Origin of the sequence: Pedobacter alpinus, assembly GCF_042684645.1 — a bacterium.
Lineage (GTDB): Bacteria > Bacteroidota > Bacteroidia > Sphingobacteriales > Sphingobacteriaceae > Pseudopedobacter > Pseudopedobacter alpinus.
The window spans coordinates 43,724-55,789 of sequence record NZ_JBHULV010000045.1 but is presented as its reverse complement, the minus strand read 5'-3'; the positions used below and the strand labels follow the sequence as shown (position 1 = coordinate 55,789).

Here is a 12,066-nt window from a genome sequence, read left to right as displayed (position 1 = left end):
TATAATAAAACTATATTACAACCCGAAAGCGGCTTTAACTTTATCTACAAAGTCTAACTTTTCCCAAGTAAACAATTCCACTTCTACCGTTTTTTCTTCGCCGCTAGTACCAAAAAAAGTTTTTGTAACAACTTCATTTTTACGTCCCATGTGTCCGTAAGCAGCAGTTTCAGAATAAATAGGGTTTCTTAATTTTAAACGTTGCTCAATAAAGTAAGGGCGCATGTCAAAAATTTCTTCCACTTTTTTAGCAATTGCACCATCGTTTAAATCAACTTTTGCAGTACCATTAGTGTTAACAAAAATACCACAAGGCTCAGCAACACCAATAGCGTAAGAAACTTGTACCAAAACCTCATCAGCTACACCAGCTGCAACTAAATTTTTAGCAATGTGTCTGGTTGCATAAGCAGCAGAACGGTCAACTTTAGAAGGATCTTTACCAGAAAAAGCACCACCACCGTGTGCACCTTTACCACCGTAAGTATCCACAATAATTTTTCTACCTGTTAAACCAGTATCACCATGTGGGCCACCAATTACAAATTTACCAGTTGGGTTAATGTGGTATTTAATTTGATCGTTAAATAAGCTTTGTAATTCTGGTTTTAAAGCGGCTTTAACTCTCGGAATCAAAACAGCTATAATATCACTTTTAATTTTAGCCAACATTTTTGCTTCTTCATCAAAATCATCATGTTGTGTAGAAATTACAATACTATCAATTCTTACAGGTTGATGATTATCATCATACTCAATAGTAACCTGAGATTTTGCATCTGGTCTTAAATAATTAATTACCCCATTCTCTCTGCGCAAAACAGCCAATTCAATTAATAATTTATGCGCTAAATCTAAAGCTAAAGGCATATAATTATCAGTTTCGTTAGTTGCATAACCAAACATCATCCCTTGGTCACCAGCACCTTGTTCTTCCGGATTACTACGGTCAACTCCTTGGTTAATATCTTGAGACTGCTCATGTATTGCAGATAAAACACCACAAGAATTTGCTTCAAACATGTATTCAGATTTGGTATAACCAATTTTTCTGATGACCTCTCTTGCAATTTTTTGAACATCTAAATAAGTTTTAGATTTTACTTCTCCAGCTAAAATAACCTGTCCGGTAGTCACCAAAGTTTCACAAGCAACCTTTGAATCCTTATCAAAAGCTAAAAAATTATCAATTAAAGCATCTGAAATTTGGTCAGCAACTTTATCTGGATGTCCTTCAGAAACAGACTCTGATGTAAATAAATAAGGCATATTATTAATTTATTAAATTTTTAAAGTTACGGAAAGGGGGACGGATTGCGGTAAATACTTAACGAATAATGCTTTAGCGTTTTTTTTACGTGGTTGCAATCATATCAAATCATTCCACTAATTATGCTGCAAAGATATAACAATTTTTATTTATTGAAAAAATAAGAATTACTTTGTACAAAATTTAATTGTCAGGTTTTTGAAGAAGAAGATAATTTTTATAATAAATCCAATATCTGGTGGCTTAAACAAAACATTTATCCCTGTTTTAATTGATAAATATTTAGATTTCCAACTGTTTGATGCACAAATTATTTACACAGCATATAGTAACCATGCTACTTTGTTAGCACAAGAAGCAATTGATAATGATTTTGATATAATTGTAGCTGTTGGTGGTGATGGTACTATTAATGAAGTGGCAAGTGTTTTAGAATCATCGGGTAAAACAATGGCTATTATTCCTTGTGGGTCTGGCAACGGACTGGCTAGAACTTTAGGTATTTCTTTAGATAACGCAAAAGCTATTACAAGAATAAATCAATTAAAAACCTTAAAAATTGATGTTGGATTATTAAACAACAGAAAATTTGTGAATATGGCCGGTATGGGCTTTGATGCTCACATTAGTGCTCACTTTGCTGATAGTGAAAAAAGAGGTTTTATAGGTTATGTAAAATCTACTTTAAAGGAAATCAAAAGTTATAAAGCTCAAAATTATAGCATAAATGTAAATGGCGGCCAGATTAAACGTAAAGCATTTATGTTAAGCTTGGCAAATTCTTCCCAATATGGAAATAATGCACACATTTCTCCAACCGCATCTGTACAAGATGGGTTAATTGATATCTGTATTATAAAACCCTTTCCATTGTTTATTTTTCCTTCTTTAGTAATAAGGATGTTTACACAAACATCGGCAGGGTCTAAATATGTGGAGATTATAAAAGCGAAAAAATTTATAATTAATAGAGAAAGTGAAGGTCCTGTACATGTGGACGGCGAACCAGTAAACATGGGGAAGCAGCTTAGTTTTTCTGTTAAACATTTAGCTTTAGTGCTTATTGTTTAATTTTTATTTCAACAATAAATTAATTATTCTTAAAAATATGGATAAGAAGTCGAAAAAATTTTCAGGTTTTGATGGTTTGATGTTCTCCACCAACCCAGATCAAAAATTAGATAGCTATGAGGAATCAGAAGATGAAACATTAAAACCTCAGCATCAAAATTTAAGGGTGCAGCTTGATAAAAAACAGCGTGGAGGCAAAGCAGTAACTTTAATTACCGGATTTATAGGTGTAGAGGATGATTTGAAGGCTTTAGGAAAGGTTCTGAAAACTAAATGCGGTGTTGGTGGTGCTGTTAAAGATGGCGAAATTTTAATACAAGGAGATTTTAGACAAAAGATAATTGATTTACTTTTAGCTGATGGCTATAAAGTGAAGAAAATTGGCGGTTAAAATACACTAAGTATTTACATATTTGTGCTTGATTATTAAGAACTTACACCTTAGTGTACATGATACAATTTGCTGATTTTTAAGTAGTTAAATTTGGTTTTAGTGCGTTAATATTTATATTTTTGCATTAACCAATTATAATTATGAAAACTGCAAAAATACAATTACGTAATTTTTGTAAGCTAAATTTTTCTGATAATGTAGCTGTACATTATCAGTTAAGTGTGCCTCAATTAGTGGAAAAAGCACTAATTAGGAAAGAAGGCTTACTATCAGAATCTGGTGCTTTAGCTATAGATACTGGCGAATTTACCGGAAGATCTCCCAAAGATAGGTTTATTGTTGAAGACGATGTCACCAAAGACAAAGTTTGGTGGGGCGATATCAATATCAAATTTTCTCCAGATAATTTTGACGCATTATTTGCTAAAGTTATTCAATACTTGAACACTAAAAATGAATTGTTTGCCAGAGAAGCTATGGCTGGTGCCGATGAAAATTATCAGATTGGTTTGAATGTAATCACTGAGTATGCTTTTCAAAATCTTTTTGCCCACCATTTATTTTTACGCCCTCACAAAAACACTTTATTTAGAGAGTTAGAAAGGTGGACTATCATTGCTGCGCCTGGATTTAAAGCTTCACCAGAACAAGATGGCACCAGACAAGCTAATTTTTCCATCATCAATTTTAAAAAAAAGATGATTTTAATAGGAGGTACTGGTTATACGGGAGAAATTAAAAAAGGAATTTTCTCTGTTTTAAACTTTTTGTTGCCACAATTGGGCGTATTATCTATGCACTGTTCTGCAAATGTTGGTAGTGGTGGAGATACCGCAATATTTTTTGGCTTATCAGGCACTGGTAAAACAACGCTTTCTGCTGATCCTGATAGGGCACTTATTGGAGATGATGAACATGGTTGGAGTAATAACAACGTTTTTAATTTTGAAGGAGGTTGCTATGCAAAATGTGTTAACCTTAGCCAAGAAAAAGAACCAGATATTTACGGAGCTATAAAATTTGGTGCGCTATTAGAGAACATTTGTTTTGAAGAAGGCACACGTAATGTAAATTTTACAAACATTAGTAAAACTGAAAATACAAGGGTTGCTTATCCAATTAATTACATAAAAAACGCATTAAAAGTATCAAAAGCTAATGCGCCAAAAAATATTTTTTTCTTAACGGCCGATGCTTTTGGAGTGTTGCCGCCAGTCTCAAAACTGACAAAGAAACAAGCAATGTTTCATTTTATATCGGGTTATACAGCTAAAGTAGCAGGTACAGAAACTGGGATAAATGAACCAAAAGCAACTTTTTCTGCTTGCTTTGGTCAGGCCTTTTTACCCTTAAAACCAAAAAGTTATGCAAAATTATTGGGCAATAAATTAGATGAAGCGGATGTTAATGTTTGGTTAATTAATACCGGTTGGACAGGAGGGCCTTACGGAGTAGGTGAGCGAATAAACTTATCTTATTCTAGAGCTATTATTAACGAAGTATTAAATGGTAATTTAAATAAAGCAAAATATGTTAAAGATGAAATTTTTGAATTAAATATGCCTACATCATGTAACGGTGTGCCTTCTGAAATACTTACTCCAAAATCAACATGGTTAAATCCAGCAGATTATGATAAGAAAGCAAAGCAACTTAGGCGAGATTTAATGATAAATTACAACAAATTTGTTGAAAATCCGGAAGAGGAAGTTGCTTTTGTTTAACGCAAAACAAATTTTATTATTTAAAATAATGTGGTTTTAATTTGTTTTTTAAGTCAAAAATAGTTTTCATTGTAAAAGATTGTCCCGTAAGACAATCTTTTTTTATTTTAACGTTTATAGTTAACATTTACTTAACAATTAAGCCATAAACAATTGATTTCAGTTGAATTTTATAAAATTTTGATTTTAAAGTTTAAATCATAAATTTGTTATTCGCATTATTAAAAACAAAAAATAAATACACACATTAATTTAAATTTAAAAACTAAAAACTAAAAAAAAATGGCAAACGCACCAAAACCTACCACTGCTCAAAAAGAGAACTCTAAAGGTTCAGGAATTTTCGCAGGATTAGCTATCTTAATTTGTATTGCAATTGGTTGGATTCTATTTATTTTTGTAATGGGAGACGGATCAAACTTTGAAGGCGGAGATAACGCAAACCACCCAATTTCTGGAAATTATTTTGGAATGATTTACAAAGGCGGATATATTGTACCATTCTTAATGTCTATGTTATTAATGACATTTGTTTTTTCTATTGAACGTTTCTTTGTAATTAGCAAAGCAGCAGGAGTAGGAAATGTTGATGCTTTTGTTAGAAAAGTACAAGGTTTTTTAGCTTCTAACAATGTAGATGCAGCAATTGGCGAGTGTGACAAACAAAAAGGTTCTGTTGCAGCGGTAATTAAATCTGGTTTGAAAAAATATAAAGCTGTTGAAAGTGACGTAGTAATGGATACTGAACAAAAATGTTTAGCTATACAAAAAGACATTGAAGAAGCTACAGCATTAGAAATGCCGATGTTAGAACAAAACTTAACTATTATAGCTACATTAGTATCTGTAGGTACATTAGGTGGTTTATTAGGAACTGTAACAGGTATGATTAAAGCATTTGGTGGTTTAGCAACAGCTGGTGCGCCAGATCAAGCTCAATTAGCAAACGGTATTTCTGAAGCATTAATTAACACAGCAACTGGTATTGCAACTTCATTAGTGGCTGTTATTTCTTATAACTTCTTTACTTCTAAAATTGATAGCTTAACCTACTCAATTGATGAAGCTGGTTTCTCAATTGTACAAACTTACGCTGCTACACACAAATAGTAGTTTAATTTTTTTGTAGGGCTTTTAGCTCTTTAATCAATTGATAAATTAAATAAAAAAACAAGATGCCAAAAGTAAAAATTAAAAGACAAAGTACATCAACGGATATGACGGCGATGTGTGATGTAGCTTTCTTGCTACTTACTTTCTTTATCTTAACGGCAACTGCTCGTCAACCAGAACCTCTGCCTGTAGAAACACCATCTTCTACAACTACGTTTAAGTTGCCAGATACTGATATTTCTACCCTTACTATAGGGCAGGGTAAAGTGTTTTTTGGAGTAGTTGGTCAAGATGTGAGAATTAATACTTTGGAGCGTATGGGCGAGCAATACCAAATCACTTTTACAGATGAAGAGAAAAAACGTTTCGCTTTAATAGAAAGTTTTGGTGTTCCAATAGCCAGCATTAAGGAGTTTATTGCATTAGATAATTCAGAAAGATTGGAATTGAAACAACCAGGTATTCCTTCTGATTCTGGAGCTAATAATGAGCTTAAGCAGTGGATTTTGTCAGCAAGGTATGCTACTAAAGAATTACACAATGTTGATTTAAGATTCTCAATAAAAGGAGATTCAAAAGAGGAATATCCAACTATTAGAAAAATTGTTGACATTCTTCAAGATCAAAAGATTAATAAATTTAGTTTAATCACTTCTTTAGAGGGAGTAGATTAATATTTAAAATATACCAAAATGGCAGAATTAGATACCTCCGGCGGGGACAAAGGCAAGAAAGTAAGAAGTAAAAAACAATCAACCAAGGTAGATTTGACCGCCATGGTAGATTTAGCTTTCTTATTAATTACATTCTTTATGCTAACCACAACATTAGCCAAACCACAGGCAATGGACATGTTTATGCCTGATAAGGATGAGAAAAACCCAGACGAAGTTTTAGATGTGAAGGCATCGAGAACGATGACTGTTTTATTAGGATCAGATAATAAAATAGTTTGGTACATGGGCGTATTAGGAGATAATGCACCAACAGTTGATAATTATGGAAAAAAAGGTATCCGCGAATCTCTTATTGATGCAAATAAGAAAGTAGTTGCGGCAACCGGAAATCCAGAAAAAGGACTAATGGTAATTATTAAACCTTCAGACAAATCAAATTATAAAAATTTTGTTGACATACTTGATGAAATAAAAATTGCTGCGGTACCGTCTTATGGTATTAACAACAAAATTGAAAATGCTGAAATTGGTTTAATGAAAGACCAAGGAGTATTTAACGATTAATAATTTGATAATTAACACGTTTAATTTTATACCTTAAACTAAAAAATCATGTCTAAACTGGACATCTTAAAAAAAGATTGGATTGATATAGTTTTTGCGGGTAGAAACAAAGAATACGGTGCTTACCAGCTTCGTAAAGACAATGTTAAACATACCAACAGAGCTGTTATCATTGGGGGTTTGATTTTTTCCTTAGCAATTGCCTCACCAATCATTATAAAATATCTTTCGGGTTTTGTACCTGAAGATACTGCAAAAAAGGACATACTTACGGAAGTAGTTTTGGCTTCGCCTCCTCCTGTTGATGAGAAAGCACCACCTCCACCTCCACCGGTTGAACCACCTCCACCAAAAGTGGATCAGGTTAGATTCCCTCCTCCGGTTGTAAAACCTGATGAAGAGGTTGTGGAAGAAGAACCACCAACTGTAAAGGAATTAGAGAAAGCTGACCCTGGTCAAAAAACCATTAAAGGTGATCCTAATGCTGAAATTGTAATTAACACACCAGTTGGAGAAGGGCCAATAAATCAGGAAAAAACTGAGGACTCTAACCAAATTTTTACAAATGTGGAAGTGTTACCTACGTTCCCTGGTGGTATAGAACAATTTGGTAAATTTTTAAGCAAAAACTTAAGATATCCACCGGTTGCTCGTGATGCAGGTATACAAGGGAGAGTATTTTGCCAGTTTGTGGTAGAAAAAGATGGCTCTTTAACAGATATTAAAGTAGTAAGAGGAATTGGCGGAGGTTGTGATGAAGAAGCTGTAAGGGTTCTTAAAAACTCTCCAAAATGGAATCCAGGTGTTCAAAACGGAAGAAATGTGCGTGTATCTTACACCATTCCAATTTTCTTCCAATTGCAACAGTAAATTTAATGGCTTACCAAAAATTTTCAGATAGACAGAAATCGCCCACAAAGCGATTTCTGTTCATTTTAGGCCTTGTGATGTTTGCCCTATATTTCTTTATTGGGGTTAGTATCATTTTTTGGGAAAATTTCCCTTTAATGTACGGAGTAGAAAAAATATGGAAAATAGCATTTGGTTTGCTATTGATAGTTTACTCTTTCTTTAGATTTATAAGACTTATTAATCAAAAACCCGGATGATCCAAAGAAATGGGACTTTTATAGTTCTGGTTTTATTTTTTGTACAAAGCATTTTACATTCCTGCGGGCAACAAAGCAATAAAGAGGAGCATGTAACTTATGGGCAAGGTAAATTAGTTGCTGATGAGTCTCTTTATCCAATTGTAGATGACGAATATGAAATTTTTGCTAATAGCTACAAAAGAGCAGAAATTAAGATCACTTATTTACCCGAAAAAGATATAATAAGTCAATTAATGACTGACAGTAATAATGTAGCCATTATGTCACGTTTATTATCAAAATCCGAAGCAGCTCATTTTGAGAAAAAGAATATAGTGATAAGAAACACAAAGTTTGCTATAGATGGAATTGCTCTAATTACAGGCAAAAACAATGCTGATTCTTTAATTACCATTGATGAAATTAAGGCTGTATTTAATGGCACTTCAAAAAGAAACCTAACTTTTGTTTTTGATAATCCAAAATCTAGCACAGTAGCTTACTTAATGGAAATTACTGGTGTTAAAGATTTTCCAAAAAATGTTTATGCTTTAAAAACCAATAAGGAAGTAATTAAGTATGTAAATGAAAACCCTAAAGCAATAGGTATTGTTAGTGTTGCTTGGATGAAAAGGCCTACACCTGATATCGCAAAAGAAGTAGCAAATTTAAACTTTGTAGCTGTTAAAACGGTAAAAGGAACTTATGAAAAACCTACTCAAAGTAATCTAAAAGTTAATAATTACCCATTAATTAGAGATTTGTATTTAATTAATTGTCAAGGTAAAGCAGGTTTAGGCACAGGTTTTGCAGCTTTTCTTGCAAGTGAGATAGGTCAAAGAATTATTTTAAAATCTGGTTTAGCTCCAGATTCTTTACCTAGCCGACAAATAAAATTTAGAAATTAACGTTTAAACAATCGAAAATGAATATAGTAAATAAAATAGCATTAGGTACAATGAGTGTTATGCTTGTTGCTTCCTTTACTCAGGCTCAGAGTCTGGAGGATGCAAGAAGAGCAGTAAATGCTGAACAATTTCAGAAGGCAAAATCTTTATTTAGTAATTTGGTACAAGCACAATCAACACCAGAAAACTATTTTTATTATGGCGATTTATATTTACAATTAAATATGCCTGATTCTGCAAAAACTGTTTTTCAGAAAGGTATTGCAGCAGACGATAAAGGAAAATACACACTTAACCAAATTGGTTTAGGTACAGTAAACCTTTTTGAAAAAAATGAGCCAGCAGCGCAAGCAAATTTTGCTAAAGCAACTGAAGATATGCGTAAAAAAGATTTCTTAGAATACATATATATAGGTAAAGCCTATACTTATGCTGCTTCAAGAGATTTAACTAAAGCTTTTGAATGGTTTGAAAAAGCTAAAGAAAACGGTGAGAAAGATGCTGAATTACACATAGCAATGGGTAATGCTTACAAAGCACAAAATAAAAATAGCGAAGCGGTTGCCGAGTATCAAAGAGCAATGAATTTGAAAGATAATTTATTAGGAGTTGAAGTTAATATCGGAGAAATTTGGACTCAAGCCTTTAACTTTGAATTGGCAGAAACAAATTTAAAAGCTGTTGTTGCTAAAGACGCTAATTATGGCCCTGCTTACAGAGCTTTGGCAGAAAATTATTACCGTTGGACTTCTGCTGCACCAACAAGAAGAGCAGAGTTTTTAACCAAGGCCAAGGAAAATTATTCTAAATATTTAGATTTAACAGATAGATCTGCAGAATCTAGATACAGATATTTAATTTTCTTATTAAATGCTGGTGATTATGCAGGTTTAGAGAAAACTGCTACAGAATTTATTAATTCTTCAGATTTTAAAAAGGATTATATTTTAGCAAGGAGATTTAGAGGTTATGCAGCAATTGAAAACAACAATACTGCTGTAGGTATAGATGCATTAACTAAATTTGTTGGTGAAATTGATAAAAGTCGTATTATAGCAGATGATTATTTATATTTAGGTAAAGCTTACCAAGCAGATAAACAAGATTCATTAGCTATTATTAATTATGTGAAAGGTTATGAGTTGGATACAACCAATAATGAAGTATTAGTAAATATTGCTAAAACTTATTTTTCTGCAAAGAAATATGATTTGGCGGCCAAATACTATGATAAATTAACAAAATTACCGAAAGCGTCTTTTGTTGATTGGTTTTACTTAGGTTACTCTAATTACTTTCATTACGCTGCTTTAGTGAATAAACCTTCTGCTGACCCAACAGAGATTAAGAATACGTTATTAGCTGCCGATAGTGCTTTTACTTATGTAGCAGAAAAAGCGAAAAATGCTGATGCTTATCTATATTTAGCTAGGGTAGAGTATTATTTAGATCCGGTTACGGAGAATGATAAAGTAAAAGCTGCTTTTGATAAGTTTGTAGAAATAACATTAGCAAAAGAAACTTTAACAGATGCTAACAAAAGAAACTTATCTGAAGCTTATTCGTCTTTAGGAGCGTACTATATCAAAACTGACAAAGTTAAATCTAAAGATTACTTTGAAAAGGCATTAGCATTATCGCCAGATAATCAACAGATAAAAGATGCATTGGCAGCTTTAAAAGCTTCTAAATAAGTATTGGAAATAGAAATTATATTATAAGCCGTTGAATCTAAGATTCAACGGCTTATTTGTTTTAGCAATCTGTTAAGCTAATTGGAATATGAATTGCCAAGCCACCTTCTGAGGTTTCTTTGTATTTCTCATTCATATCTAAAGCGGTTTCCCACATGGTTTTAACTACATCATCTAAAGAAACCTTAGCCTTATCTGCATCACTGTTTAAAGCTAATTGCGAAGCGGTAATGGCCTTAATTGCACCCATTGTGTTTCTTTCTATACAAGGAACTTGTACCAAACCTTTAATAGGGTCGCAGGTTAAACCCAAGTGGTGTTCCATTGCAATTTCTGCGGCCATTAGGCATTGCGCTGGTGTGCCGCCTAAAACTTCTGTTAGTGCTGAAGCTGCCATTGCAGAACTAACGCCAATCTCTGCCTGGCAGCCACCCATTGCAGCAGAAATTGTTGCCCCATTTTTAAATAAACTTCCAATTTGTGTGGCATTTAGTAAAAAGCGAATCAAATTATCTTCATCACCATTACAAAAAAGTTTATAATAAAGCATAACTGCTGGTATAACTCCAGCAGATCCGTTTGTTGGTGAGGTTACTACTCTACCAAAAGAGGCATTTTCTTCGTTAACAGCAAGCGCAAAACAACTCAGCCAATTAAGTGTATAATTAAAGCCGCTACCGTGTTTAGGTATTGCAGCTAACCAAAGTTGGCGATTAGCATATTGCTTTTGCTCTAATGAACTATTATTAATTGCAGCAGCTCTTCTTGTTACATTTAAACCACCTGGTAATATGCCTTCTGTGTGGCAACCTCTATAAATGCAACTTAGCATTACATCCCATATATTTAAAATTCCGGCTTTTAAATCATGCTCATTGATATTTATAAGTTCGTTTTCTAAAGCTATATCGCTAATGCTTTTGTTATTAGTGATACAAAGCTTTAAAAGTTGGTTTGCATTGGCGTAGGTATGTTTATATTTGATTTCTGTTTTTAGGAAAGATTCTTCATCTTCTTTTTGAATAAATCCACCACCCACAGAGTAATAGGTTTCTTTAAAAATTTGCCCACTTTGTAAAACTGCACAAAAAGTAAGTCCATTTGGGTGAAAGGGTAAAAACTCAGTTTTATTAAAAATGATGTTAATAGCAGGATTAAAATCTATTTGGTGTGTTTCATTTAGATTTAGTAATTGCTTCTCTTTAATATCAGCAACGATATTAGGGATTTCGTTGACATCCATTACCACAGGATCATATCCGCTTAAACCTAACATTACGGCTATATCTGTGCCATGCCCAATCCCTGTTTTGGCTAATGAACGATATAAAAAAACTTTGATATCGTTTACTTCTTTTAGTTTATCATCAGCAATAAGCGCATTAATAAAGCTCTGTGCAGCTCTCCATGGGCCTAAAGTGTGCGAGCTTGAAGGGCCTACACCAATCTTGAAAATATCAAAAACAGAATATTGCATTTTTTATAAGATTACAGTGGTTACGCTATGGTTTAACAGTCAAATGTATAAACTATAATGACCATACTGTTAGGTTAAAATTA

11 protein-coding genes are annotated in these 12,066 nt (G+C 33.1%); 9 read left to right on the top strand and 2 right to left on the bottom strand.

The annotated features are described in order from the left end of the window. Window positions 1-15: 15 nt before the first annotated feature. Window positions 16-1,269 carry a methionine adenosyltransferase gene (gene metK / locus ACFSSE_RS12860; RefSeq protein ID WP_379047191.1) on the bottom strand — a complete coding sequence of 418 codons (1,254 nt, stop codon included), beginning with the start codon at window positions 1,267-1,269 and terminating at the stop codon, window positions 16-18. Window positions 1,270-1,468: 199 nt separating this feature from the next. Here metK and ACFSSE_RS12855 point away from each other — a divergent pair, with 199 nt between their 5' ends. From ACFSSE_RS12855 to ACFSSE_RS12815, 9 genes are all read left to right on the top strand, one after another. Further along, complete coding sequence (locus tag ACFSSE_RS12855; protein WP_379047189.1) at window positions 1,469-2,341, top strand: diacylglycerol/lipid kinase family protein; 873 nt, start codon at window positions 1,469-1,471, stop codon at window positions 2,339-2,341. Window positions 2,342-2,378: 37 nt separating this feature from the next. Then, on the top strand, window positions 2,379-2,732 hold the full coding sequence (locus tag ACFSSE_RS12850) for a translation initiation factor (RefSeq protein WP_379047186.1): 354 nt from the start codon (window positions 2,379-2,381) through the stop codon (window positions 2,730-2,732). 143 nt (window positions 2,733-2,875) lie between these two features. Beyond that, on the top strand, window positions 2,876-4,459 hold the full coding sequence (gene pckA, locus ACFSSE_RS12845; protein ID WP_379047183.1) for a phosphoenolpyruvate carboxykinase (ATP): 1,584 nt from the start codon (window positions 2,876-2,878) through the stop codon (window positions 4,457-4,459). A 282-nt stretch (window positions 4,460-4,741) separates the two neighbouring features. Continuing rightward, window positions 4,742-5,569 carry a MotA/TolQ/ExbB proton channel family protein gene (locus ACFSSE_RS12840; RefSeq protein WP_379047180.1) on the top strand — a complete coding sequence of 276 codons (828 nt, stop codon included), beginning with the start codon at window positions 4,742-4,744 and terminating at the stop codon, window positions 5,567-5,569. A gap of 65 nt (window positions 5,570-5,634) precedes the next feature. Next, window positions 5,635-6,246, top strand: a complete 612-nt coding sequence (locus ACFSSE_RS12835; protein ID WP_379047178.1) for an ExbD/TolR family protein — start codon at window positions 5,635-5,637, stop codon at window positions 6,244-6,246. A gap of 18 nt (window positions 6,247-6,264) precedes the next feature. Further along, window positions 6,265-6,813, top strand: coding sequence for an ExbD/TolR family protein (locus tag ACFSSE_RS12830; protein ID WP_379047175.1), 549 nt, complete (start codon window positions 6,265-6,267; stop codon window positions 6,811-6,813). 48 nt (window positions 6,814-6,861) lie between these two features. Further along, the gene (locus ACFSSE_RS12825; protein ID WP_379047172.1) at window positions 6,862-7,683 is read left to right on the top strand and encodes an energy transducer TonB; all 822 of its coding nucleotides are present in this window, start codon (window positions 6,862-6,864) and stop codon (window positions 7,681-7,683) included. Window positions 7,684-7,918: 235 nt separating this feature from the next. Continuing rightward, window positions 7,919-8,812 carry a PstS family phosphate ABC transporter substrate-binding protein gene (locus tag ACFSSE_RS12820; protein ID WP_379047169.1) on the top strand — a complete coding sequence of 298 codons (894 nt, stop codon included), beginning with the start codon at window positions 7,919-7,921 and terminating at the stop codon, window positions 8,810-8,812. Window positions 8,813-8,829: 17 nt separating this feature from the next. Then, entirely contained in the window at window positions 8,830-10,506 is a 1,677-nt protein-coding gene (locus ACFSSE_RS12815) for a tetratricopeptide repeat protein (protein WP_379047166.1), read from the top strand. 61 nt (window positions 10,507-10,567) lie between these two features. Here ACFSSE_RS12815 and ACFSSE_RS12810 read toward each other — a convergent pair whose 3' ends face one another. After that, complete coding sequence (locus ACFSSE_RS12810) at window positions 10,568-11,983, bottom strand: L-serine ammonia-lyase (protein WP_379047163.1); 1,416 nt, start codon at window positions 11,981-11,983, stop codon at window positions 10,568-10,570. Window positions 11,984-12,066 lie beyond the last annotated feature (83 nt).